Source organism: Streptomyces sp. NPDC017529 (genome assembly GCF_044329785.1).
Classification (GTDB): domain Bacteria; phylum Actinomycetota; class Actinomycetes; order Streptomycetales; family Streptomycetaceae; genus Streptomyces.
This window is the reverse complement of record NZ_JBIRJY010000009.1, coordinates 177,600-201,443: the sequence shown is the minus strand read 5'-3', so window position 1 is coordinate 201,443 and position 23,844 is coordinate 177,600. Positions and strand designations below refer to the sequence as shown.

Annotated in this window: 19 protein-coding genes and 1 riboswitch; of the genes, 3 read left to right on the top strand and 16 right to left on the bottom strand. The window is 73.1% G+C overall.

Annotated elements, in window-relative coordinates; translation table 11 throughout:
• Nucleotides 1-354: 354 nt before the first annotated feature.
• Both ACH4K4_RS23880 and ACH4K4_RS23875 read left to right on the top strand, forming a co-directional pair.
• Nucleotides 355-1,134 (top strand): ABC transporter ATP-binding protein, encoded by a 780-nt coding sequence (locus tag ACH4K4_RS23880; protein WP_398169869.1) that lies wholly within the window; start codon nucleotides 355-357, stop codon nucleotides 1,132-1,134.
• A 47-nt stretch (nucleotides 1,135-1,181) separates the two neighbouring features.
• Nucleotides 1,182-3,725 (top strand): ABC transporter permease, encoded by a 2,544-nt coding sequence (locus tag ACH4K4_RS23875; protein WP_398169867.1) that lies wholly within the window; start codon nucleotides 1,182-1,184, stop codon nucleotides 3,723-3,725.
• Between the two features lie 82 nt (nucleotides 3,726-3,807).
• Here the strand turns inward: ACH4K4_RS23875 and ACH4K4_RS23870 are convergent, their stop codons facing one another.
• The 11 genes from ACH4K4_RS23870 to ACH4K4_RS23820 all read right to left on the bottom strand — a co-directional run bounded on the left by ACH4K4_RS23870 (nucleotide 3,808) and on the right by ACH4K4_RS23820 (nucleotide 16,084).
• On the bottom strand, nucleotides 3,808-5,118 hold the full coding sequence (locus tag ACH4K4_RS23870) for a class I SAM-dependent methyltransferase (protein ID WP_398169865.1): 1,311 nt from the start codon (nucleotides 5,116-5,118) through the stop codon (nucleotides 3,808-3,810).
• A 223-nt stretch (nucleotides 5,119-5,341) separates the two neighbouring features.
• The gene (locus ACH4K4_RS23865; protein WP_398169863.1) at nucleotides 5,342-6,748 is read right to left on the bottom strand and encodes an NAD(P)/FAD-dependent oxidoreductase; all 1,407 of its coding nucleotides are present in this window, start codon (nucleotides 6,746-6,748) and stop codon (nucleotides 5,342-5,344) included.
• A gap of 487 nt (nucleotides 6,749-7,235) precedes the next feature.
• Nucleotides 7,236-8,231: an exopolyphosphatase gene (locus ACH4K4_RS23860; protein WP_398169861.1), complete on the bottom strand. Its 996-nt coding sequence runs from the start codon at nucleotides 8,229-8,231 to the stop codon at nucleotides 7,236-7,238.
• Nucleotides 8,228-8,785, bottom strand: a complete 558-nt coding sequence (locus ACH4K4_RS23855; protein ID WP_398169859.1) for a DUF501 domain-containing protein — start codon at nucleotides 8,783-8,785, stop codon at nucleotides 8,228-8,230. Before ACH4K4_RS23855 ends, ACH4K4_RS23860 begins: the two co-directional genes overlap by 4 nt.
• 88 nt (nucleotides 8,786-8,873) lie before the next feature.
• Nucleotides 8,874-9,323 (bottom strand): septum formation initiator family protein, encoded by a 450-nt coding sequence (locus tag ACH4K4_RS23850; protein ID WP_398169857.1) that lies wholly within the window; start codon nucleotides 9,321-9,323, stop codon nucleotides 8,874-8,876.
• Nucleotides 9,324-9,470: 147 nt separating this feature from the next.
• Nucleotides 9,471-10,760, bottom strand: coding sequence for a phosphopyruvate hydratase (gene eno, locus ACH4K4_RS23845; RefSeq protein ID WP_398169855.1), 1,290 nt, complete (start codon nucleotides 10,758-10,760; stop codon nucleotides 9,471-9,473).
• 371 nt (nucleotides 10,761-11,131) lie between these two features.
• The gene (locus ACH4K4_RS23840) at nucleotides 11,132-11,815 is read right to left on the bottom strand and encodes a transglycosylase family protein (RefSeq protein WP_398169853.1); all 684 of its coding nucleotides are present in this window, start codon (nucleotides 11,813-11,815) and stop codon (nucleotides 11,132-11,134) included.
• 3 nt (nucleotides 11,816-11,818) lie between these two features.
• A riboswitch (cyclic di-AMP (ydaO/yuaA leader) is annotated at nucleotides 11,819-12,024 on the bottom strand.
• Nucleotides 12,025-12,243: 219 nt separating this feature from the next.
• The gene (locus ACH4K4_RS23835; protein WP_398169852.1) at nucleotides 12,244-13,248 is read right to left on the bottom strand and encodes a transglycosylase family protein; all 1,005 of its coding nucleotides are present in this window, start codon (nucleotides 13,246-13,248) and stop codon (nucleotides 12,244-12,246) included.
• Nucleotides 13,249-13,427: 179 nt separating this feature from the next.
• The gene (locus tag ACH4K4_RS23830) at nucleotides 13,428-14,702 is read right to left on the bottom strand and encodes a cytochrome P450 (protein ID WP_398169850.1); all 1,275 of its coding nucleotides are present in this window, start codon (nucleotides 14,700-14,702) and stop codon (nucleotides 13,428-13,430) included.
• A gap of 30 nt (nucleotides 14,703-14,732) precedes the next feature.
• Complete coding sequence (locus ACH4K4_RS23825; protein WP_398169849.1) at nucleotides 14,733-15,131, bottom strand: DUF6479 family protein; 399 nt, start codon at nucleotides 15,129-15,131, stop codon at nucleotides 14,733-14,735.
• A 47-nt stretch (nucleotides 15,132-15,178) separates the two neighbouring features.
• Nucleotides 15,179-16,084, bottom strand: coding sequence for a LysR family transcriptional regulator (locus tag ACH4K4_RS23820; protein ID WP_398169847.1), 906 nt, complete (start codon nucleotides 16,082-16,084; stop codon nucleotides 15,179-15,181).
• A 151-nt stretch (nucleotides 16,085-16,235) separates the two neighbouring features.
• Between ACH4K4_RS23820 and ACH4K4_RS23815 the strand changes: the two genes are divergently transcribed.
• Nucleotides 16,236-17,501 (top strand): MFS transporter, encoded by a 1,266-nt coding sequence (locus ACH4K4_RS23815; RefSeq protein ID WP_398169846.1) that lies wholly within the window; start codon nucleotides 16,236-16,238, stop codon nucleotides 17,499-17,501.
• Here ACH4K4_RS23815 and ACH4K4_RS23810 read toward each other — a convergent pair.
• The 5 genes from ACH4K4_RS23810 to ACH4K4_RS23790 all read right to left on the bottom strand — a co-directional run bounded on the left by ACH4K4_RS23810 (nucleotide 17,447) and on the right by ACH4K4_RS23790 (nucleotide 23,798).
• Nucleotides 17,447-18,457: a nucleoside triphosphate pyrophosphohydrolase gene (locus tag ACH4K4_RS23810; RefSeq protein ID WP_398169844.1), complete on the bottom strand. Its 1,011-nt coding sequence runs from the start codon at nucleotides 18,455-18,457 to the stop codon at nucleotides 17,447-17,449. The genes ACH4K4_RS23815 and ACH4K4_RS23810 overlap by 55 nt on opposite strands.
• 64 nt (nucleotides 18,458-18,521) lie before the next feature.
• Nucleotides 18,522-19,166 (bottom strand): SurA N-terminal domain-containing protein, encoded by a 645-nt coding sequence (locus ACH4K4_RS23805; RefSeq protein ID WP_398169842.1) that lies wholly within the window; start codon nucleotides 19,164-19,166, stop codon nucleotides 18,522-18,524.
• Nucleotides 19,167-19,325: 159 nt separating this feature from the next.
• Entirely contained in the window at nucleotides 19,326-21,008 is a 1,683-nt protein-coding gene (locus ACH4K4_RS23800; RefSeq protein ID WP_398169841.1) for a protein kinase, read from the bottom strand.
• Entirely contained in the window at nucleotides 21,005-21,577 is a 573-nt protein-coding gene (locus ACH4K4_RS23795; RefSeq protein ID WP_398169840.1) for a hypothetical protein, read from the bottom strand. The genes ACH4K4_RS23800 and ACH4K4_RS23795 overlap by 4 nt, the downstream gene beginning before the upstream one ends.
• 133 nt (nucleotides 21,578-21,710) lie before the next feature.
• Nucleotides 21,711-23,798 carry an N-6 DNA methylase gene (locus tag ACH4K4_RS23790; RefSeq protein WP_398170021.1) on the bottom strand — a complete coding sequence of 696 codons (2,088 nt, stop codon included), beginning with the start codon at nucleotides 23,796-23,798 and terminating at the stop codon, nucleotides 21,711-21,713.
• Nucleotides 23,799-23,844: the final 46 nt, after the last annotated feature.

Genomic DNA, 23,844 nt, shown 5'->3' with positions numbered 1-23,844 from the left:
TCTTCCCGAGGTTGTCTTATTTTATTGGCAACTGAGGGAGCATCAGCGGCTGGTACGGGCCTTCGGCACATGCCTGCGGCCCACCCCCGCCGTTCCGGCGGCCGCGGGTCCCCGTGTCCGGATTGACGGAAACTCGACGCCGTGCACACGCCCCCGCGAGCGCCCCCTCGGCGCCCTGCCGCCTCAGGGTCGCCGTCATACCCAGGGATGACCGACGGCCGGGCGGCTACCTCGCAGGCATGCCCCAGGACCCCCTCTGGGGCTGACGTTGGCGTACCGGACTCTCCCCCACGATGGAAAAGGCCGCGTCTCTCCGGCCCCGACGGTCCCGACGTTCGACAGGAGTCCCTTCCCGTGACCACCCCCCACACCGGCGTTCCCACCGCCACCCGCGCCACGGTGGCCGCACGCGCCACGGATCTCACCAAGGTCTACGGACAGGGCGAGACCCAGGTGGTCGCCCTGGATGCCGTGTCCGTGGAATTCCGGCAGGCCGAGTTCACCGCGATCATGGGCCCCTCCGGGTCCGGCAAGTCGACGCTCATGCACTGCATGGCCGGGCTGGACGCGATATCCCGCGGCTCGGCCGTGATCGGCGGTACCGAGCTGAACGGCCTGAAGGACAAGAAGCTCACGCAGCTGCGCCGCGACAAGATCGGCTTCGTCTTCCAGGCGTTCAACCTGCTGCCGACGCTGACCGCGCTGGAGAACATCACGCTGCCGATGGACATCGCGGGCCGCAAGCCCGACCGGCAGTGGCTGGACCGGGTCGTCGAGACCGTCGGCCTCTCGGGGCGGCTCAAGCACCGGCCCGGCCAGCTCTCCGGCGGCCAGCAGCAGCGCGTCGCGGTGGCCCGCGCGCTGGCCTCCCGGCCCGAGATCATCTTCGCCGACGAGCCCACCGGCAACCTCGACTCCCGCTCCGGCGCCGAGGTGCTGGGCTTCCTGCGCAACTCCGTACGCGAACTGGGCCAGACCGTCGTCATGGTCACCCACGACCCGGTCGCCGCCGCCTACGCGGACCGGGTCGTCTTCCTCGCCGACGGCCGGATCGTCGACGACATGGCCGACCCGACCGCCGACCGGGTGCTGGAACGCATGAAGGGCTTCGACGCCCGGGGCCGGGTCAGCTGACCCGTACCGGCAGCCAGCCCACCGCCCCACTCCCACAGGACCGACACATGTTCCGTACCGCCTTGCGCAACGTGCTCGCGCACAAGGCCCGGCTGCTGATGACCGTCCTCGCCGTCATGCTCGGCGTGGCCTTCGTCTCCGGCACCCTGGTCTTCACCTCCACCCTCTCCGACGCCACGCAGAACAGCTCGCAGAAGGGCTTCGACGGCGTCGACGTGGCCGTCCAGCCGCACCGCTCGGACGCCGCCGACGCCGACCCCGGCAAGGCCCCCGGGCTGAGCCAGGCCCTCCTCGACAAGGCCGGCAAGGTTCCCGGCGCGGCCGGCGCCACCGGCACCGTCGACGGGTTCACCGCCATCGCCGACAAGAAGGGCAAGCTGGCCGGCAACGGCGCCAGCTCCCAGGGCCGCAACTACTACCCCGGGCCGGACGGCAAGGACGCCCGCTTCCCGATGACGTCCGGGACCGCGCCCAGGGGGCCGAACCAGGTCGCCCTGGACTCCGGGACCGCGCAGAAGACCGGCTACAAGGTCGGCGACACCGTACGGCTGTCCGTCGACGGACCGGTCCGCGAGGCGAAGGTCTCCGGCGTCTTCACCACCGACGACGGCGCGGTCGCCGCGGGCGGCACCCTCGCGCTGTTCGACACCGCGACGGCGCAGCGGCTGTTCGCCGCGCCCGGCGAGTTCAGCGAGATCGACGTCAAGGCCGCGCCCGGCACGTCCCAGGACGCGCTGAAGGCGGCGGTCGACAAGGTGCTGCCGGACACCGCCGAGGCCGTCACCGGCAAGAAACTGGCCGACGACCAGGCCGAGATGATCGCCAAGAGCATGGACAGCATGAAGACCGGCCTGCTGGTCTTCGCCGGTATCGCGCTGTTCGTCGGCATCTTCATCATCGCCAACACCTTCACCATGCTCGTCGCCCAGCGCACCAAGGAACTGGCCCTGATGCGCGCCGTCGGCGCCAGCCGCCGCCAGGTCACCCGCTCGGTGCTCATCGAGGCGTTCGTGGTCGGCGCGGTGGCCGCCGTCACCGGCCTGCTGGCCGGCATCGGCATCGGCGCCGGACTGCGCGCGCTCACCGGCGCCCTCGGCACCGTTCCGGAAGGCCCGCTGGTCGTCGCCCCCTCCACCGTCGTCGTCTCACTGCTGGTGGGCACCGTGGTCACGGTGCTCGCCGCCTGGCTGCCGGGCCGCCGCGCCGCGAAGATCCCGCCGGTCGCCGCGATGAACAGCGTGCACGCGGCAGCCACCACGAAGTCCCTGGTGGTACGCAACGCCATCGGCGCGGTCCTGGCCGCGGCGGGCACCGCCTGCGTCCTGGGCGCCGTCGCCGTCGGCTCCGACGCGGGCAAGGCACTGATGAGCCTGGGCGCCGGGCTGCTGCTGATCGGCGTCTTCGTGCTGACCCCGCTGCTGTCCCGCCCCCTGATCGCGGCCGCCGCGCCCGTCCTGCGCGCCTTCGGCATCTCGGGCAAGCTGGCCCGGCAGAACGCGGTGCGCAACCCGCGCCGTACGGCCGCCACCGCCTCCGCCCTGATGATCGGCCTCACCCTGGTCACCGGCCTGACCGTGATCGCGGGCAGTGTCCAGAAGGGCGTCGACAAGATGGCGACCGACGCCCTGAAGGCGGACTACGTCGTCGGCATGGCCACCATGGGCCCGCTCTCCCCCGACGTGGCGAAGACCCTGGCGGCCGTCCCCGAGGTCACCGCCTCCAGCCCGCTGCGCAACGCCGCCGCCCGGATCGGCGGCGAGAGGGAGTCCCTGACCGGGGTCGACGGCAAGGCGATCGGCGAGCTGACGAACCTGAAGTTCACCGCGGGCTCCCTCGACGGGCTCGGCACCCCGAAGGCGAACCGGGCGGTCGTCGACAGCGGCACCGCCAAGCAGCACGGCTGGCAGGTCGGCTCGTCCTTCGAGACGACCTTCGAGGACGGCAAGAAGGGCCGGCTCACCGTCTCCGGCGTCTTCGAGGGCAGCGACATGCTGCGCGGCATCCTGCTCGACACCTCCGTGCTGGCCCCGCACCAGAAGCACGCCACCGACATGCGGGTGATGGTCAAGACCAAGGGCGGTGCGACCGACGCCACCAAGGACGCCCTGGTCGAGGCGCTCGGCAAGAACCCGGCGATCTCCGTCCAGGACAAGAAGGACGTGTCCGAGGGCATCGCGAAGATGATCAACCTGATGCTGAACATGCTCTACGGGCTGCTCGCCATGGCGGTGGTCGTCGCGGTGCTCGGCGTGGTCAACACCCTGGCCATGTCGGTCTTCGAACGGTCGCAGGAGATCGGGATGCTGCGGGCCATCGGGCTGGACCGGGCCGGCATCAAGCGGATGGTGCGGCTGGAGTCGCTGGTGATCGCGCTGTTCGGCGGGGTCCTCGGCATCGGCTTGGGCGTCTTCTTCGGCTGGGCGGCCGGTGAGCTGATCGGCAGCTCGATGGCCACCTACGAGCTGGTGCTCCCGTGGGGCCGTATGGGCATCTTCCTGGCGCTCGCCGCGGTGGTCGGGATGCTGGCCGCGCTGTGGCCGGCCCGCCGCGCCGCGCGGCTCGACATGCTGGCGTCCATCAAGGCCGAGTAGCGGCCGGCGCGACGCGAGAACCCCGGTGCCAGGGCCGCTTCGAGCGGCCCTGGCACCGGGGTTTCCGTATGCCGTACGGGGGTCAGCCGCGCCACTCGCGGGTGCGCAGCGACAGCCCCGAGGCGCCGGACTCCGGCGTGCGGACCGCCAGCACCTGGTTGACCCCTATGCGGTTGCGCTCGAAGGACAGCGCGGAGGCGGCCATGTACAGCCGCCACACCCGGGCCCGTCCCGGCGTCGTCAGGCGCACCGCTTCCTTCCAGTGCGCCTCCAGGTTGGCCACCCAGGCGCGCAGCGTCAGCGCGTAGTGCTCGCGGATCGCCTCCACGTCCCGTACCTCGAACCCGGCGTCCTCCAGCTGCCCGACGGTACGGCCCACCGGGGCCAGCTCGCCGTCGGGGAAGACGTACCGGTCGATGAACTCGTCGACGTGGTAGGCGTCCTCGTCCTCCAGCGGGCGGCGGGCGATCTGGTGGTTGAGCAGCCGTCCGCCGGGCTTGAGGAGCGCGTACAGGTCGGCGGCGTACTCGGCGTAGCGGGCGCGGCCGACGTGCTCGGCCATGCCGATCGAGGAGATGGCGTCGAACGGCTCGTCGTGGACCTCGCGGTAGTCCTGGACGCGGATCTCGATCCGGTCGGCCAGGCCCGCTTCGGCGACGCGCTTGCGTCCGTAGGCGGCCTGCTCCTCGGAGAGGGTGATGCCGACGACCCGTACGCCGTACTCGCGGGCGGCGTGCAGGGCCATCGAGCCCCAGCCGCAGCCGACGTCCAGCAGCCGCTGCCCTTCGGCCAGGCCGAGCTTGCGGCAGATCAGGTCCAGCTTGTCGCGCTGGGCGTCCTCAAGGGTGGCGTCCGGGCTCTCCCAGTAGGCGCAGGAGTAGACCATGGACGGGCCGAGGACCAGCTCGTAGAAGTCGTTGCCGACGTCGTAGTGGTGGCTGATCGCCTCCTTGTCGCGGCGCAGCGTGTGGAGCGGGCCGTGGCTCTTGGGGGCTTCCTCGGCGGGCGGCTTGGGGGGCAGCGGCGCTCCGGCCAGGGCCAGCAGGTCGCGGGCGGCGGCGCGGACCTCGGGTCTGGCCAGGGCGCGCAGGGCGGCGGCCCGCTGCGGCTTGCCGGCTGCCGTGCCGCGCTCCCAGATCATGCCGGAGAGCCGGTCGAGCGCTTCGTAGAGGTCGCCTTCGATGTCCAGTTCGCCGGCCACCCAGGCGCGGGCGAGGCCCAGTTCGCCCGGTTTGAACAGGAGGCGGCGCAGGGCGCGGCGGTCGCGGATGACGAGAGTGGGCGCCCCCGGAGGGCCGGACTCGCTGCGGTCCCAGGCGCGGATGCGGACCGGGAGCGGGGCTCCCAGCACCTCCTCGGCGAGCTTGGTGAGCCGTCCAGCGGCGTCGGCCATGTCGCACACCTCCGTGTTGACGAGAGGGTGAAAAGGTTTCACCCACCACGTAAACGCCGTTCGGGAGCCCGGGTAGTCCCGCTCGTTCGTAAGGGAACAGCAAAACGACCGTGTGCCGCCACAACGAATACGCCGAAGGGACGGCTGCACCACGGATGGCAGCCGCCCCTTCGGCGGTGGTGTGCGGGTGCCGCCCGGTGCGGGCGTCACTCCTACGAGAAGGTCAGGAAGCCTTGGCCTTCGCCTTGTCGTCCTCGGCCTTCGCCTTGTCGTCGGCCGCGGCGGCGGGCGCCGGGGCCGGCTTGGCGGCCTCGTAGAACTCCTCGCGGGGGTTCTCCATGGCGCCGAGCGAGGTGATCTCGCGCTTGAGGAACATGCCGAGCGTCCAGTCGGCGAAGACGCGGATCTTGCGGTTGAAGGTCGGCATCGCCATGCCGTGGTACGCGCGGTGCATGTACCAGGCCAGCCGGCCCTTCAGCTTGATCTTGGTCTTGCCCAGGACGATCATCGCGACGCCCTTGTGCAGGCCCAGGCCCGCGACCGCGCCCTTGTTGGCGTGGCTGTACTCCTTCTGCGGGAAGCCCCGCATGCCGGAGACCACGTTGTCGCCGAGGACCTTGGCCTGGCGCAGCGCGTGCTGGGCGTTCGGCGGGCACCAGGCGTTCTCGTTGCCGGCCTTGCGGCCGACGAGGTCCGGGACCTGGGCGTTGTCGCCGGCGGCCCAGATGTAGTCGGTGCCCTGCACCTGGAGGGTGGCCTGGGTGTCGACGTGGCCGCGCGGGCCCAGCGGGAGGCCGAAGCGCGAGAGCGCCGGGTTCGGCTTGACGCCCGCGGTCCACACGATGGTGTTGGAGTCGACCTCCAGGTCGTTGCTCAGCACCACGTGGCCGTCGACGCAGGACTTGGTGCTGGTGCCGAGGTAGACCTCGACCCCGCGGCTCTCCAAGTGCTCCTTGCCGTAGGCGCCCAGCTTGGGGCCGACCTCGGGGAGGATCTTGTCGGCGACGTCGACCAGCAGGAAGCGCATGTCTTCGCGCTTGACGTTGTTGTAGTACTTCGCGGCGTCGCGGGCCATGTCCTCGACCTCGCCGACGGTCTCCGCGCCGGCGAAGCCGCCGCCGACGAAGACGAAGGTCAGCGCCTTGCGGCGGACCTCCTCGTCCGTCGTGGAGTCGGCCTTGTCGAGCTGCTCCAGGACGTGGTTGCGCAGGCCGATGGCCTCCTCGATGCCCTTCATGCCGATGCCGTTCTCGGCGAGGCCGGGGATCGGGAAGGTACGGGAGACCGCGCCCATCGCGATGACCAGGTAGTCGAAGGGCAGCTCGTACGCCTCGCCGACCAGCGGGGCGATCGTGGCGACCTTGCGGTCCTGGTCGATGGTGGTGACGCGGCCGGTGAGGACCTCCGCCTTCGGGAGCACGCGTCGCAGCGGCACCACGACGTGGCGGGGAGAGATGCTGCCGGCAGCAGCTTCAGGGAGGAAGGGCTGGTACGTCATGTACGAGCGCGGGTCGACGACCGTGACCGTCGCCTCGCCGTACCGCATCTTCTTGAGGATGCGGCGTGCCGCGTACAAACCTACGTACCCACCGCCTACAACGAGGATCCTGGGACGCTCCGTGGTGCTCATGCAATCGAGTATCCACCCCCACTCGGAGCACCCCTCGTGAGCCCCTTCACAAGGTTGTGGGAGGGGTCTGCTACACTCCGCCGCCCCGTGATCGACGCCATAGCCCCAAGAGGGAACCAAGGTGTCGTCCGGAGCGTTGGACACCCCCGTTGATCAGGGATTGTGGCCTCGCGGGCGGCTGAACCACCCGCTGCGTAAGCAACTCCTTATCACCCCTGAAAACCGCACATTTTTGCGGCACCAGGGGCCTACGGCTCAAGAAGTAGGGCCCGGCGCCCGGTTTGTACGCCCGGCGGGCCCTTTTTTCATGTGAAGAGTTTCACGAACTTTCTTCCCGACAGGGCCCCGGAGGGCCCCTGAAGGTGCCCGACCGGCCCTGGACAGGCCGCCGGAAGAAGCTCCGGCGACCGGCGCGACGTCTGCCGGAACAGCTGGCAGCGGGCAGCCCGGAGCCGAAGGGATCGGGCTGCCTTGCCGGCCGGGAGGGTCAGGCGATGCTCCAGGCGATGCCGTCCAGGATGTCGTGTTCGGAGACGACGACCTCCTCGGCGCCGGTGCGCTCCATGATCGACAGGAGTACGAGGGCGCCCGCCGCGATGACGTCCACGCGGCCCGGGTGCATGGACGGGATGGCGGCGCGCTCCTCGTGGGTGGCGGACAGCAGGCGGTGGGTGATCTCGCGGACCCCGGCGAGGGGGATGCGGGAGTGGTGGATGGCGGCCGAGTCGTACTCCCGCAGGCCCAGGGCGATGGCGGCGACCGTGGTCACCGAGCCCGCCAGGCCGACGAGGGTACGGGCCCGGTCCAGCGGCACCGTCTCCGCCGCCAGGTCCAGCGCCCTGGCGATGTCCGCCTTCATGGCGCGGACCTGCTCCTCGCCGGGCGGGTCGGCGACCAGCTCGCCGTCCCGTACGAGGTGCCGCTCGGTCATCCGTACGCAGCCGACGTCGACGGAGCGCGCCGCCTCCACGGTGTCCCCGCCGAGGACGAACTCCGTCGAGCCGCCCCCGATGTCCACGACCAGGTAGGGCTGCGCCACGCCTTCCCGGCGCCCGCCACCGGCCTCCGCGGGAAGGCGCTCCGCGCCCGCGGCCGCTCCGCCGGTCAGCTCCTTGGTGGCGCCGGTGAAGGAGTACTCCGCCTCCTGGTCGCCGGTGATCACCTCGGGCTCGACGCCCAGGATGTCCACCACGCCGCGCACGAAGTCGTCCCGGTTCCCGGCGTCGCGGGAGGCGGAGGTGGCGACGAAGCGGACCGCTTCGGCGCCCAGCTCCCGGATCACCCCGGCGTACTCACGGCAGGCCTCGAAGGTGCGCTCCAGGGCCTCGGGGGCCAGCCGGCCCGTGCGGTCCACGCCCTGGCCCAGGCGCACGATGCGCATCCGGCGGTCCAGGTCCTTCAGCTCGCCGGTCGCCGGGTCGAGGTCGGCGACGAGCAGCCGGATGGAGTTCGTACCGCAGTCGACGGCCGCTACGCGCTTCACTCGCCCGCTCCTTCGCCCGGCTCCTGGCAGGGGGTCACGCAGGGGCCCTTGCGCCACCACTGCGGCAGCATCGCGAGCGCCTCGTCGCCGAGCGGGTTGACGCCGGGGCCCGCCGCGAGGGAGTGGCCGACCAGGACGTGCAGGCACTTGACCCGGTCCGGCATGCCGCCCGCGCTCGGGAAGCCCTTGAGCTCCTCGATGGCGTCGCGGCGCCGGATGTAGTCCTCGTGGGCGGCCCGGTACTTGGCGGCCAGCTCCGGGTCCCGGTCCAGCCGCTCGGTCATCTCCTTCATCACGCCGTTGGCCTCCAGCGTGCCGATCGCGGAGGCCGCGCGCGGGCAGGTGAGGTAGTAGAGCGTGGGGAAGGGGGTGCCGTCCTCCAGGCGCGGGGCGGTCTCGACGACGTCCGGCTGCCCGCAGGGGCAGCGGTGCGCGATGGCGCGCAGGCCGCGCGGCGGGCGGCCGAGCTGTTCCTTGAAGGCCGCGATGTCCGCCTCGGTGGGTTCGGTGCGCTCGGTCTGCGGCGGGGGCATGCGGTGTTCAGACACGGACATGGGTGCTTTCGGTTGTGTCGGTGGTGCCGTACGGGCGTACTGGGCCGGGCCGGCGGACGGGCGGGGCCGCTCGCGCGCCCCGCACAGGCTACTTGTCGGCGGCGTCCAGGCCGTCCCACATGTTGTCGTACCAGGGGCGCTCCGCGGTGCCCTGGCCCTTGCGCGGCTTGCCGGCGCCGGAGCCGTCCCGGACGATGTAGCCGGTCTCTCCCGGCTTGACGTAGTGCAGGTGCAGCCGGGCCTGCTGGCGTACGTACTCGGGGTCCTGCCAGCGGGCCTTCTCGTCGCGCAGCTCGTCGGCGCGCCGCTGGGCCTCGATCGCCTGGCGGCGCTGGTCGGCGATCTCGGAGCGCTGCGAGATGTACTGGCGCGTCGGGTAGGCGAGGGCGACGACCAGCGAGCACATGACCAGCGCGAGCAGCGCGGCGCGGCCGGTCAGGCGGGCGCGGCGGGGCGGGCGGGCGCGCTGGACGCGGGCGGCGGCCTGTTCGCCGAGTGCTTTGAGCCGGGTCGCGGTGGAGAACCGTTCCGCGGGCACGTCGCCTCCCCTGGGATCCCTGGGCACGGGCCGGCGCGGCCCGAACCACGTACGTCCCCGGCAACGGTACGGGACCGCCGCCGGGGACGTACGTATTCGAGCTGCCGGGGCCGGCCCGCGGCCCCGCGATGCCGGCCCTTGCCGTGCTTACCGGTCCGCGAAGCGGAACCGCGGGAAGGCGCTGCGGCCGGCGTAGACCGCGGCGTCGTCGAGGATCTCCTCGATGCGCAGCAGCTGGTTGTACTTGGCGACGCGCTCGGAGCGGGCCGGGGCACCGGTCTTGATCTGGCCGCAGTTGGTGGCGACGGCCAGGTCGGCGATGGTGACGTCCTCGGTCTCGCCGGAGCGGTGCGACATCATGCACTTGAAGCCGTTGCGCTGGGCCAGCTCGACGGCGTCCAGGGTCTCGGTCAGCGAGCCGATCTGGTTGACCTTGACCAGCAGGGCGTTGGCCGAGTTCTCCTCGATGCCGCGGGCCAGGCGCTCCGGGTTGGTGACGAACAGGTCGTCGCCGACCAGCTGCACCTTGGCGCCCAGGCGCTCGGTGATGACGTTCCAGCCGGCCCAGTCGTCCTCGAACAGCGGGTCCTCGATGGAGACCAGCGGGTAGGCCTCGACCAGCTCCGCGTAGTACGCGGTCATCTGCTCGGCGGTGCGCTGCCGGCCCTCGAACTCGTAGACGCCGTCCTTGTAGAACTCGGAGGCGGCGACGTCGAGCGCGAGCGCGATGTCCTGGCCGGGGGTGTAGCCGGCTTCCTTGATCGCTTCGAGGATCAGGTCCAGGGCCTCGCGGTTGGAGCCGAGGTTCGGGGCGAAGCCGCCCTCGTCGCCCAGGCCGGTGGCCAGGCCCTTGCTCTTGAGGACCTTCTTGAGGGTGTGGTAGACCTCGGCGCCCCAGCGCAGGGCCTCGGAGAAGGACTCCGCGCCGATCGGGGCGATCATGAACTCCTGGATGTCCACGTTCGAGTCGGCGTGCGAGCCGCCGTTCAGGATGTTCATCATCGGGACCGGCAGCACGTGGGCGTTCGGGCCGCCGAGGTAGCGGAACAGCGGGAGGTCGCTGGCCTCGGAGGCGGCGTGCGCGACGGCGAGGGAGACGCCCAGGATGGCGTTGGCGCCGAGCGAGCCCTTGTTGTCCGTGGCGTCCAGGTCGAACATGGCCTGGTCGATCAGGCGCTGCTCGGTGGCGTCGTAGCCGACCAGCTCCGGGCCGATCTGCTCGATGACCGCGAGGACGGCCTTCTCCACGCCCTTGCCCTGGTAGCGGGCCGGGTCACCGTCGCGCAGCTCGATGGCCTCGAAGGCGCCGGTGGAGGCGCCGGACGGGACGGCGGCACGGCCGGTGCTGCCGTCGTCGAGGCCGACCTCGACCTCGACCGTGGGATTGCCTCGCGAGTCGAGAATCTCGCGAGCTACGACGACGTCGATGGACGGCACGTTGTCTCCTTCATGGGTGTCTGGAGTTCTGCAGCACGAGCCTAACGGCCTCAGCGGCCTCCGCTTGCCGCCAGCCCGCTCCGTGGGACGAAAACACCCGCAAAGCCCCTGTTCACGGGACGTACGGGCACATTGTTCGCTCAACGGGAAAAACCGCCACGTGGGGGGGGCGGGGGCGGCCGGCCGGGGCGGCTCGCCGGAAACGGAGAAGCCCCGCCGCGGCGCGTTGGGGGACGACGCGCCGTGGCGGGGCTGTCTCACGGGAAGAGCGGGTTCCCGGGACGTCCGGCCCCCGGGGTGCCGGGCCCGCGCGTACCGCCGTACGTACGGAGCGACTCGGTCACCCGGGGTCCTTCAGGGGGTCAGCGGGCTCAGACGGCCAGCTTCTGACCCGGGAAGATCAGGTTGGGGTTACCGCCGATGACGGACTTGTTGTTCTCGTAGACCGACTTCCAGTTGGTGCCGTGGGAAGCGGCGATCTTGGCGAGGGTGTCACCGGACTTGACGGTGTAGTTGCCCTTGGGGTTCGACTTCGGCGTCGACTTCTGGGGGGCCGGGGTCTTGCGGGCCAGGTCCTCGCCCTGCTTGCGGGCCTCGGACCGCGAGGAGTGCTGCGGCGCGGAGTAGGACTTGTGGGACTTGTGGGACTTGGTGGAGCTGCCCGAGCCGCCCTCGGCCTGGGCGTTCGAGTTGCCCTTGCCCAGGTGGCCGCCGGCGCAGGTCCAGGCACCCGGGCCCTGGATGGCGAGCAGGCGCTCGGCCGCGGCGATCTGCTGGCTCTTGCTGGCCAGGTCGGCGCGCGGGGCGTACTTGGTGCCGCCGGCGGCGGCCCAGCTGGAGTTGGTGAACTGCAGGCCACCGTAGTAGCCGTTGCCCGTGTTGATCGACCAGTTGCCGCCGGACTCGCACTGGGCGACCGCGTCCCAGTTGTTGGCGGCGGAGGCAGAGGTGGCGCCCATGAGCGGGACGGCCACAGCAGCACCGGCGACGCCCGCCAGGGTGACGGCGCGGACGGCCTTGGAGGGACGGCGGTGCTTGCCCTTGGTGTTCAGCATGGTTGGTTTCCTCACCGACGCCTACGAGGTGAGCTGTCGGGTTCGGGCTGTGAGTCGCCCGGCCGCGTGTTCCCACGCGGCTTCACCCCAAGCCGGTCACCCGTTCTCACGGGCGGGGCCGGCACTTACCTTGGGTCCCCCGCTCCTGCCTTCGGCGCTGTCGCGACGAGTGACCTCCGACCACCGGCAGGATTCGGCGTGTGGTCCAAGGGCCCGCTTTGGCGAGCGATGAAGACGGTAAACAGGAACACCCCGCCGGTTCAAACCCCTACATCTGAGGCCAGTTGGTCCCCAGACATCACAGGATCATCACATTTCCGCAGGTCGTCGCAGGTTTGGAAACAACGGACGGTAGGGGCGGCGCCGTCCCGAACGAGATCCATGTCTCACTTTCACCAAAGCGGGCAAATGCGTACGAAATACCTTGATCAGCGTTCGAGGTCGAGGCGCTGGCCAGGGCGAATAAGGTCGGGATCGCCCCCGATGACACCTTTGTTGGCCTCGTAGAGCGCCGGCCAGCCCCCGTCGACTCCGCGGTCCTCCGCGATGACTGACAGGCTGTCACCCGGCCGCACGGTGTAGCCGCCCGGCGCACCCGGGTCCGTACGGTGCGCGTCGCCGCCCCGCGAGGGGTGCCCCCCGCCGGACCGGTCCGCGTCCCCCGCGCCACCGGTGCCCTTGCCGGGCTCCCGCCCGCCTTCCGCGTCGCCGCGGTGCTTGCCCTGGCCCGGGGGCACGGCGGGGCCGCTGGAGGCGCCGTCGTCCGGCCCTGCCGGGTCGGCGGGCCGCGCCGGGTCCTGTGTACCGCCCGTACCGGACGGGTCCGGCGTACGGGACGGGTCCTGGCCGCCGCCCGCGCCGGTCGGCGACGGCTTCGGCTCCGGGGTCTTCGCCGGAGGCCCGGCCGGCGAAGCCGGTGTGCCGGAACCGGTCGAGGGGGACGGCGTCGCGGGAGCGGACGGGGAGGAAGGGGAAGAAGGGGAAGAAGGGGCCGAGGGAGACGAGGGGGAAGGCGTCGGCGTGGGCGTGCCGCCCGGGTCGACGTCCGGGCCCTGGCCGCCCTTTCTGAGGCCCGCGTTGACCGCGCAGCTCGGCCACACGTCCGGGCCGCGCGCGGCGAGGATCGACTCGGCCACGGCTATCTGCTGCGAGCGGCTGGCCAGGTCGGGGCGCGACGCGTAGGACGAGCCGCCGTTGCCGTCCCACATCTCCTGGGTCAACTGGAGGCCGCCGTAGAACCCGTTGCCCGAGTTGGCGCTCCAGACGCCGCCGCTCTCGCACTGGGCGACGCGGTCCCACGTGGCGGCGTCGGCGGCCTGCGCGTCGCTCGCGGCGAGCAGGGGCATGGCGAGGGCGCCGCCGACGGCTCCCGCCGTGACGAAGATGGCCGGAGCCTGACGGGGGCGACGGTGTCGGCCGGTCCCGGAGCGCATGCGGTTGCCTTTCGAGCGGCGGTTGAGTTGTCTTCGAGAGGACGGAGTCGTCGGTTTCACGGCTTTTCAGCCCCTCGCCGCCCGCCCCGGCCTTTCGATCGGTTGAAGGTAGCGGCACCGCCCGCTCGTCACAAGCCGGTGTAGCGGAGATCACGCTCAGGTCACGGCCTGACGCGGCATCACTTCCGTACCGGTGTGAACTCCACCGGCAGGGCCCGCAGGCCGCGCATGATGAGTCCGCCGCGCCAGCGCACATCATCCGGTTCCGTGGCAAGCCGGAGATCCGGCAGCCGGGTCAGCAGGGTCGCTATCGCGGTCTGCCCTTCGAGGCGGGCCAGCGGCGCGCCCAGGCAGTAGTGGATGCCGTGGCCGTACCCGAGGTGCTGGTTGTCGCGGCGGGACAGGTCCAGGACGTCGGGCCCGGAGAAGCGTTCCGGGTCGCGGTCGGCGGCGGCCAACACGACCAGGACGGGGTCGCCCGCGGCGATCCGCTGCCCGCCGATGGTGAGGTCCTCAGTGGCGAAGCGCCAGGTGGCCAGCTCGACCGGGCCGTCGTAGCGCAGCAGTTCCTCCACCCCGGTGGCGAGCAGCCCGGTGTCGCCCTCGGCCGCGGCCTTCTGGAGCAGCTCTCGCTGCTCGGGGTGGCGCAGCAGCTGGTACACGCCGTTGCCGATGAGGTTGACGGTGGTCTCGAAACCGGCGAAGAGCAGGATGAAGGCCATCGCGGCGGCCTCGTTCTCGGTCAGGTGCTCGCCGTGGTCGGAGGCGCGGATCAGGCCGGAGATCAGGTCGTCGGTGCCCTCCTCGCCGAGCGTCTCGCGCTTGCGGTGGATCAGTTCGGCGAGGTAGCCGCGCATCTTCTTGACCGACCTGGCGACGCCGCCGCGCGGTCCCTTGCCGTGCCGGATCATCATCCCGGCCCAGTCGCGGAAGTCGTCCTGGTCCTCGCGCGGGACGCCGAGCAGGTCGCAGATGGCGTAGATGGGCAGGGGGAAGGCGAACTCGTGGATAAGGTCGGCCTCGCCGCGCTCCGCGAAGGAGTCGACGAACGCGTCGGTCAGTTCCTGTACACGGGGCGCGAACCGCGCGATGCGGCGGGGGGTGAACGCCTTGGAGACCAGCCGGCGCAGCCGGGTGTGGTCCGGCGGGTCGATGTTGAGCAGGTGGGTCATCAGGTTCGCGCCGCGCTCGCCCGGGATGCCGACCTTGCCCTTGCCGTGCGCGGCCTCGCTGTGGTGTGCCGGGTTCTTCGACAGCCGGGCGTCGGCGAGCGCCTGCCGGGCGTCCGCGTACCGGGTCACCAGCCACGCCTCGACGCCGCTGGGCAGCTCGGTGCGGTGCACCGGCGCGTGCTCGCGCAGCCAGGCGTACGCGGGGTACGGGTCGGAGGCGAACTCCCACGTGAACAGTTCGGGGCAGGCGGCGGGCGCGGGGGGCGGGGTCTGCTGGTGCACCCTTCGACGGTATCCGCTGCCGTCCGCGGCCTATCCGCCGCCGAAGGAGCCGCTGTGCCCGTCCTGCCAGCGCTTGCGCTCCCGGTCCTGGTCCTCGCCGTGGCGGGTGGGGGCGTTGCCGTAGTCCGGCAGTTCGTGGGGCGTCAGCCGGTGGTCGCCGTCGCGCGGCACCTCGTTCGGGTCGCGCAGCTCGCTCTCGTACCCGGTCGGGTTCTTGGGCGGCGTCGGCTGGGTCTCCGGCTCGGGCGGGGCGGGCTCCCGGTCCCGGCGGCGCCGTCCGTAGACCACGGCGAGGATCAGCCCCGCGACGATGACGATCCCGGCGATCAGCGGTCCGGTGCCCACGACCATGTCCCGCGTGAGGTCCACGGCCTGCTGGACGGACGTGACGTCCGAAGCCGGTGTGGTCGAAGCGATCGATGCTGTCATCCGACCCGGGTACCCGGGTCGGCGGCGACGATGCGCGGGGGCCCCGGTTATCCCCGGCCGGCGGGTCCGGGGTCCGGCCCGGCGGGGTCGATGCCCAGTGCGTCCAGGAAGGCGGCGGCCGCCGGGGAGGGGCCCCGGGCACTCCAGACGACGCGTTCGACGCGGGCGGGCGCGTCGGGGACGCGCAGCACGCTCAGGCCGGTCAGTTCCGCGGCGAACGCCTGCGGCACCATGCCGATGCCGAGCCCGGCGCGGACCAGCTTGGCCAGGAACTCCACGGTGGTCACCTCGAACGCCACCTCGGTCGTCAGGCCCGCGGCGCGGAACGCCTCGTCCCGCTGGCGGCGCGCCGCCGAACCGGCCGTGAAGTCGACGAAGGTCTCCTTCGCCAGCCGCCGCAGGTCCGTCCACTCCCGGCCCGCCAGCGGGTGGTCCGGCGGCACGACGGCCACCAGTTCGCCGTGGGCCAGCGCCCGCTCCCGTACGCCCTGGCTGCGGGCGCCGGGCACCAGGCCGATGAAGGCGACGTCCAGCGTGCCCTGGCGGACCTGTTCGATCAGCTGCTCGCTCATCTCCATGCGCAGGCTGATGCGTACCTGGGGGTAGCGGGCGCGGTAGGTGCCCAGCTCCCGGGCGAGGTCGACGGCCGCGACGGTGGAGATGGCGCCCACGGCCAGCCGGCCGCGCACCTCGCCGGCCGCCGCCTCCACCTCGGCGCGGGCCCGCTCGGCGGCCTCCAGCGCCTGCCGGGCGACCGGGACGAACGCCTCGCCCGCGGCGGTGAGCCGCACGCTGCGGCTCGTACGGTGGAAGAGCCGGGCGCCGAGTTCCTTCTCCAGGCGGGCGATCTGGTGGCTGAGCGCGGACTGCACCACGTGGCAGCGTTCGGCGGCGCGGGTGAAGCCGCCGGTCTCGGCGACCGCGACCACGTACCGCATCTGTTGCAGCTCCATGCACCGAGCGTAGCCAGCGCCCGGCGACGGCCACCGATCGTGTATCGCGATGGATGGCATGACAACTATGCGTTGGACTCATCCACCGGGGCGGCGGAAGCTGGTGGCACCGCGGCACCGACGGGGTGGCGTGCGTGGCAGGAGGGACTCGATGGTGTCCGAGGAGAAGGAGCGGCCCGGGCTGGGGCGCGGCACGCTGCTGCTCATGTCCGTGGCGACCGGCCTGTCGGTCGCGGGCAACTACTTCGCCCAGCCGCTGCTGGACGTCATAGGCCGCGACCTGCACATGGGCGCGGCCACCACGGCGCTGGTGGTGACCGTCGCCCAGGTCGGCTACGGCCTCGGGCTGCTGCTGCTCGTACCGCTCGGCGACCTGCTGAACCGGCGGCGGCTGGCGGTGGGCCTGAGCGCGGCCACCGCGCTCTGCCTGACCGTGACGGCGAGCGCGCCCAACGGCACGGCCCTGCTGATCGGCACCGCCCTCACCGGCCTGTTCTCCGTCGCCGCCCAGGTCGTCGTCCCGTACGCGGCATCCCTCGCGCCGCCCGCCGAGCGCGGCCGCACGGTCGGCACCGTGATGACCGGCCTGCTGCTCGGCATCCTGCTGGCCCGTACGGCGTCCGGGCTGCTGGCCGGCCTCGGCGGCTGGCGCACCGTCTACTGGGTCAACGCCGGTCTGATGCTGGTCATGGCGGTACTGCTGCGGCTGCGGCTGCCCGTGCTGCACACCGACACGGGGCTGCGCTATCCGGCGCTGATCCGCTCCACCCTCGCGCTGTTCGCGCAGGAGCCGGTGCTGCGCTGGCGGGCCGCTCTCGGAGCGCTGTCCTTCGCCACGTTCAGCGTGCTGTGGACGGCCATGGCCTTCTTGATGTCCGGCCCCTCCTACGGGTGGTCCGAATCGGCGATCGGCCTGCTGGGGCTGGTGGGCGCGGCCGGTTCGCTGTCCGCCTCGGCGGCCGGGCGGCTCGCGGACCGGGGGCTGGTCCACCGGGTCACCGGCGCGGGCGGCTTCCTGCTGCTCGGGTCCTGGGCACTGCTGGCGGCCGGCGGGGCGGGCGGCGCCTGGTCGCTGGCGGCCCTGCTGGCCGGTGTGATCGTGCTGGACGCGGCGGTGCAGGCGGTGCACATCAGCAACCAGAACCTGGTCTACGCGGTACGCCCCGAGGCCCGCAACCGCCTGAACTCCGCCTACATGACCAGCTACTTCGTCGGCGGCGCCGCCGGCTCGGCGCTCACCTCCGCGGTGTGGGGCGCGGCCGGCTGGGGCGGGGTGTGCGCCGTGGGCGCGGCGCTGGGCGCCGCCGTGGCCGTGGTCTGGACGGCCGAACGGCTGCGCGACCGCGGCAGGCGGGCAGGGGCTCAGTCCCCGGCGCCGGAGGCGGCCTCCTCGACGGACCGGATCGCGTCCCGGTAGGTGCGGGCGGCGGCGCGCAGCGCGGTCTCCGGGTCCGTGCCGGACGCCTCGGCCCGTACGGCGAGGGCCAGCAGCTCGTATCCGACGCCCTCACCCGACGGGAGGGCGTCGATGCCGGCCGTACGCGCCCGGGAGGCCAGCTTGCCGGCCAGCGCCAGGGCGGGCTGGCCGAGCGGGATGCCTTCGGTGACCGAGGTGCGCTGCTTCTCGACCGCTTTCTCACGCAGCCAGTGCGCCTTCACGTCCTCCGGGGTGTGCGCGGCCTCCTCGCCGAAGAGGTGCGGGTGGCGGCGGATCAGCTTGTCCACGAGCGTGCCCGCCACGTCGTCCACGGAGAACGGCTCGTCCGGGTCCTCCTGGGCGATCCGGGCGTGGAAGACGACCTGGAGCAGCACATCGCCCAGCTCCTCGCGCAGCGCCTCCCGGTCACCCTCCTCGATGGCCTCGACCAGCTCGTACATCTCCTCGATGCCGTACTTCGCCAGGTCCTCGTGGGTGCGCACGCCGCTCCACGGGCACTGGCGGCGGATGCGGTCCATGACCTGCACGAGGTCGAGCAGCCGGGCACCCGGCAGGTCGTACGAGCCGGGCAGCAGCTCCAGGTCCGGCATGGCCTCCCGGCCCGAGCCCGCCATCCTGGCCAGCCCGTCGGTCAGCTCGCTGTCCCCGTCGGCCGAGGTGATGACGGCGGCCGTACGGCCCCCGGCGCGGCAGAAGTCCACCAGCTCACGGGCGCCGGGCACGGCCGTCTCGACCGCGATGCCCGCCTCGCGCAGATACGGGAGCTGGGGGTGGGCGTCGTCGGCGCACAGCACGCGGTCGGCGGCGCGCAGCGTCTGCCACGCGTTCCAGGACAGCAGGCCGGGCGCGACCCGGTGGCTGGTCGTGAGCAGGACCAGGCGGCCGGTTCCCGCGTCCTGTGGCGTGCCGGGGGCGTCGGTGGCGTCAGCGTTCACCCGACGAACGTAACGCACGGCACCGACACCCCGCCGGGCCGGCCGCCCGGATCGGGTCTGCCGCTCAGGTCTGCCGCTGGGCCGCGCCCGTCGCGTCCTTGACCCACGGCTCCTTGGACTCGCCCAGGATGACCTGGCGGTCGTCCCAGGTGCCGTAGCGCGGGTTGACGTCGATGCCCATCGTGCGGGACGTCTTGGCCAGCGACTCGGCGAGCCGCTGCTGCCCCTCCGGCCGGCGGCGGTCGGCGCCGATGTGCCGGGCGATGCCGTCCAGCAGCAGCTGGTTGCGGACCACCGTGTCGATCTCGCCGGGCGCGATGGCCTGCTGGAGCCACATCTCCGTCAGCCGGTCGGCGCCGCCCGCGCTGCGCTCCGCGGCCGCGCGCCACTGCTGCACGTCGCGCCGGGAGACCGTGACCCCGGCCTCCTTCGCGCCCCGCTCCAGTACCCGGTCGAAGATCATGCCGTTGAGGGTGGCGAGGCCCAGCTTGCCGGTGTTCTCCACCAGTTGGGCGGCCTGCGGGGACTTCTCCTGGGCGGCGCGCACGTCCCGTACGCGCGACTGGAGCTGGGCGACGGTGATCCGCTGCCCGTCCACGACGGCCGCGGCGCCGGGATGCGCTTCCGTGCCGCAGGCGGTGAGCAACGGGGCGGCGGCCAGCAGGGCGGCAGCGGCGGAAACGGAGAGCGCGGTCCTACGGCGGAACATCAAGCCTCCTGGCGGGGTGCAACTACTGTGCGGCTTTTCCGACCTGGCGTTGATCGATGCTGATGCTAAAGAGTCCGCGTGGTCCAGGCCACTGATTCGACCAACGAGTTGCCCGGAAGGCGGTTTCTCTCCCCTCGCCGTCCTCCCTTTCCCACCCGCTCAGCCGCGTACCTGGCCGAGCCAGTAAAGGGTGCGCCGGACCTCGGCGGGGAAGGCGCCGTGCGGGCCGTGCAGCCGCTCCGCGTCGTACAGGAGGCGGGACAGCGCTTCCTGGGCGGCGCCGCGCTCGCCGAGGGCGAGCAGCAGGTGGCCGATGGACCGCCGGATCTCCAGCGGCTTCATGGGGTCGTCCGAGTAGCGCTCGAAGTGCGGCAGCAGGGCCCGGTACTCCCCCAGTGCCTGCGTCACCTCCCCCATCTGCTCCAGGCACTGCGCGGCCTCGTAGTGGAACTGGAGCGACTGCCCGGCCGCACCGGGCCCGGAGTCGCGCGCGAACTCGTCCGCCAGCGCGCGCAGTTCGGGCAGTGCGCGCCGGTACTGGCCGTCGTCCATCAGGGTGGCCGCGTACTGCTTGCGCAGCGACCGTACGACCGGCGAGTGCGCGCCGTGCCGGGCGGCGGCGGCCGGCAGGATGCCGCCCAGGATGTCCACGGCGTGGGTGATGCGGCCCTGGTCCAGGAGGCGCTTGACCTCGTCCACGGCCGCGGCGACGTCGGGGCCGCCCGCCGCCGGGGGCCGCGGTGCCGACGCCGCTCCGGAGACCCGCGGGTCCGTGACCGGAGGGAGCGGCGAGACGGCGGGGGCCGCGGGGACAGACGAGGTGAAACCGACGGCAGGGGCGGCGGCCGGCGCGTAGGCAGCCGCGAGGTAGGGCTCGGCCGCCGGCGCCGCGGGGCCCTGCGGCGGCACGGCGGGCGCTGCGGCGCGCACCGGCCAGGGCGCGTGCGGGTGCAGGAACGGCCGGGTCGGGTCCATCGGCGCGCCGGCGCCGGCCCGCCCCCGCTCCGCGACGGGCAGCAGCGGCACCAGCGCCTGGTAGACCTCCTGCGCGTCGGCCGGCCGCTCCTGCGGGTCCTTGCCGAGCAGCCGCAGCACGAGCGCTTCCAGCTGCTCGGGCACGTCGGCGCGCAGCCGGCGCACCGGGACCGGCGGCTCGTACAGGTGGCGGTGCAGCACTCCCAAGGCCGTGGAGCCGGCGAACGGCACCTCGCCGCTGAGCAGTTCGTGCAGCAGCACACCGAGCGCGTACAGGTCCGTGTACGGGCCGACGGTGCCGCCCATCGCCTGCTCGGGCGCCATGTAGGCGGGGCTGCCGATGGGCGACCCGGTGTGGGTGAGGCGGGTGGTGTCGGTGTCCAGGGCGGCGGCGATGCCGAGGTCGAGGACGGTGAGGGTGCCGTCCGGCTTGACCATCACGTTCCGCGGCTTGAGGTCGCGGTGGATGATCGGCACGGCGTGTACGGAGGCCAGCACGGCGCACAGCTGGGCGGCGACGCTGACCGCCCACTGCCAGGGGTACGGGTCGTGCTCGGCGAGGTGGTCGGCGAGGTCGGCGCCCTCGACGTACTGCATGACCAGGTAGAGGTCGTCGCCGTCGCTGCCCGCGTCGTGGACGGTGACCAGGCCGGGGTGGTCGACCTGGGCGGTGACCCGGCACTCGCGGACGAAGCGGCGGCGCATCTCCTCCGCGTCCGGCGTGCCGGAGACCCGGTCGGGGCGCAGCAGCTTGACGCCGACCCGGCGGTCGAGGCGGCGGTCGTAGGCGATCCATACCTGGCCCATGCCGCCCTGGCCGAGCAGCGCGGAGAGTTCGTAGCGCTCGGCGACGACCCGTCCGTTCACCGGCCCTCCTCCTTGCGGAGGTAGTCACTCAGCTCGTCCAGCTCGGCGCGGACCCGGTCGATGCGCTGCGGCGGGCCGCCGTACGGGGCGGGCTGCGGCTGTTCGTACGGGGGGCCTTGCGGGTGGGGGTGGATCGGCTGCTGGGGCGGCTGGGGCTGGAAACCCGCGTACGCATGAGGTACGTACGCCGGGCCGCCCGGCACCGTGCCGGGCGGCCCGTAAGCCGGCCAGCCGGGCGTGACGCGGTGCGCGCGCACGTCGACCACGAGGTAGTACGCGACGGCCGCGCCCATCTGCAGGAGCACCAGGGCCACGCTCGTGTTCGTCTGCCAGGAGTTCTCGTCCCGGCCTCCGCCCAGGATCACCGAGGTGGCCAGGAGGGCCAGGTCGGCGCCGAGCACCCACCAGCCGAGCGGCCTGCGCTGCACGATCGCGGCGCGCAGCAGCGTCAGCCACGCCAGGAAGCCGAGACTGAGCACGGCCAGCGCCACGAAGACCACCCGCAGCAGGACGACCGTCCTCTGCTGCGGGGGACGGTGCGGCGGCGGTGCCGTAACGGGGCCGTGCATTACTGCTCCTGACGGATCAAGGCCCGGCGGCGGCGCGGTGCGAGGCGGTGCGGCGCGCTGCCGGGAACATACTGCGGGTTCGTGCGATCGAGCGTATATACGACACCGCTGAGGCCGCCGAGGTTGTAGGAAATCAGCCGGGCGTTACCGAACCGTCCGTCAGCCCGTCGTGGAGGCCCTGGACGAGCTGCCCGCCCAGGCGGGCCGCGAGGCGCAGCGTCTCCTCGAAGGCGGCCAGTTCGCGGAAGCGGTGGCCGTAGCGGCGCTGGTCGGCCAGGGGCAGCCGCGGCAGCTGGAGACGGCGCACGTCCAGGCGGGTCGCGGTGGAGGCGTAGCTGCTGGCCTGCCGGTTGTTGGCGGTGCCGCGCAGGAACCCGGCGAGGAACCACGCGTCGAGGGCGGCCGGGTCGGGGCGCAGGAGGAAGAGGTTGCGGCCGAGGGCGGCCCCGGCCGTGGCCTCGTCGACGACGCGGGCGACGGCGCCGCCCCCCAGCACGGGCACGACGACGTCACCGGCCGCGACCAGCACCGGCTCCTCGGCCGGCCCCGCGGCGGCTCCTTCGGGGAGCGCGCCGCTGGGCGCCGCGCCGGCGACGACGTCGTGTTCGGTGAGGACGGCGGGCGCGGCGCCCGGGGCCGCGGTGCCGGGGCCGCCCGCGCGCAGCACGAGCGCCCCGGCGCGGGCGAGTTCCCCGACGGTGGTCAGCGGCCAGCGCGCGGGCCCGCCCGGCCGGGCGCCCGCGGGCCCGGGCTCCGGCCCCGCGGCCGGCTCCGGGGTCAGCTCGGCGGTGCGGGCCAGGGTGGTGGCCAGCCGGTCGCGCACCCGGCCCAGTTCGGCGAGGCCGCCGGCGGCCGACGGGGGCGGCAGGTGCCGGGCCGGCGCCAGGTCCACGTCGTCGTCGAGGAGGTCGATGGCGGCCAGCGACCGCCGTACGCCGGGCCGTTCCTCGACACCGCCGTCCCGGTCGAAGGCGCGCCACGCCTCCAGGGCGGTGTCCCGTACGGCCTGCCAGTCCGGCTTGTCACGGCCGGGGGCGCCCGCGGCGAGGCCCGCGGTGTCGACGACGAGGAGGTGCGGCGAGGGCGGCGAGGCGGCGCCCGGCTTGCGCAGCACCCACAGGTGCAGCGGGATGCCGTGCGGCGGGGCGGCGCCGGCGGGCAGCGCGATGACGGCGCGCAGGGCGCCGCGGCGCAGCAGGTCGGCACGGATACGGCGGCCGGAACGGCGGGAGGCGGCGGCCGGCGGCATCAGCAGGACGGCGGTGCCATCCTCGCGCAGCCGGGCCAGGGCGTGCTGCACCCAGGCCAGTTCGGATTCCGTGCGGGCCGGGAAGCCGTACTCCCAGCGGGGGTCGTAGGCCAGTTCGTCGTGGCCCCAGTTGCGTTCGTTGAACGGCGGGTGGACGAGGGCCGCGTCGGCGGCCAGCTGCGGGAAGGCGTCGGTCCTGAGGGTGTCGGCGGCGTGCACGCGCACCTGCGCGCCGGGCGCGCGCAGCGCCAGGCGCAGCGCGGTGAGCGCGGCCAGGTCGGGGTCGGCCTCCTGCCCGTACAGCTCACGGGCGCCCTCGGCGGCGTCCAGCAGGCTGCCGGTGCCGCAGGCCGGGTCGAGGACGGTGTGCGCCTCGCCCGCCAGCGCGGCCATCAGACCGGCGGGCCCCGGCGGGGTGAGCGTGTACTGCCGGGGGTTGGCGTCCAGGTGGCGGCCGAGCAGGAACTCGTACGCGGCGGCCGCCCAGTCCTCCTCGGCGGCGCAGTCCTCCTCGGCGGCGAGTTCGGCGGCCGCCCGCAGGAGGGCGGCGGACGGCAGGAGCGCTTCGCGGGTCAGGCCGGTCACGGGGTGGTGGCGGCCGAGGTGCGCGGCGAGGACGGATTCGAGGACGGGCGGCAGCATGCCGGCCAGCTCGATGTCGTTGGCGGCGTGGTTCAACTGGCGCCAGGCGGACGGCCGGTCGCGGACGAACAGCAGGACGGCGCCGGCCTGCCGCAGCGCGGTGGCGGCGCCCGCCGGATGCCCGACGAGCTGCTGCCAGACGCGCTCGCGCGGCGGCACCTCGGCCAGCTTGCCCTGGGCGCGCAGCCAGTGCTCGACGTCGGCGAGGGCGAAGGTCGGACTGGTCTCCGTCCCGCCGACGGGCTTGGGGAAACCGGCGTGGCGGCGGCGCCAGTTGCTGACGGCGGCGCGGCCCACCCCGGCCAGCCGGGCGATACCGGCGGCGGTCACCTCGGTCGCGTGGCCGGACGCCGGCCCGTCCCCCGCTGCTGATGCG

Bases quoted from the DNA above. Each gene is read 5' to 3' on its own strand.
- ACH4K4_RS23865 (WP_398169863.1), bottom strand. From the start codon at position 6,748: ATGAGCACCACGGAGCGTCCCAGGATCCTCGTTGTAGGCGGTGGGTAC.
- ACH4K4_RS23840 (WP_398169853.1), bottom strand. From the start codon at position 11,815: ATGCTGAACACCAAGGGCAAGCACCGCCGTCCCTCCAAGGCCGTCCGC.
- ACH4K4_RS23875 (WP_398169867.1), top strand. From the start codon at position 1,182: ATGTTCCGTACCGCCTTGCGCAACGTGCTCGCGCACAAGGCCCGGCTG.
- ACH4K4_RS23855 (WP_398169859.1), bottom strand. From the start codon at position 8,785: ATGTCCGTGTCTGAACACCGCATGCCCCCGCCGCAGACCGAGCGCACC.
- ACH4K4_RS23815 (WP_398169846.1), top strand. From the start codon at position 16,236: ATGGTGTCCGAGGAGAAGGAGCGGCCCGGGCTGGGGCGCGGCACGCTG.
- ACH4K4_RS23835 (WP_398169852.1), bottom strand. From the start codon at position 13,248: ATGCGCTCCGGGACCGGCCGACACCGTCGCCCCCGTCAGGCTCCGGCC.
- ACH4K4_RS23795 (WP_398169840.1), bottom strand. From the start codon at position 21,577: ATGCACGGCCCCGTTACGGCACCGCCGCCGCACCGTCCCCCGCAGCAG.
- ACH4K4_RS23805 (WP_398169842.1), bottom strand. From the start codon at position 19,166: ATGTTCCGCCGTAGGACCGCGCTCTCCGTTTCCGCCGCTGCCGCCCTG.
- ACH4K4_RS23825 (WP_398169849.1), bottom strand. From the start codon at position 15,131: ATGACAGCATCGATCGCTTCGACCACACCGGCTTCGGACGTCACGTCC.
- ACH4K4_RS23870 (WP_398169865.1), bottom strand. From the start codon at position 5,118: ATGGCCGACGCCGCTGGACGGCTCACCAAGCTCGCCGAGGAGGTGCTG.
- ACH4K4_RS23820 (WP_398169847.1), bottom strand. From the start codon at position 16,084: ATGGAGCTGCAACAGATGCGGTACGTGGTCGCGGTCGCCGAGACCGGC.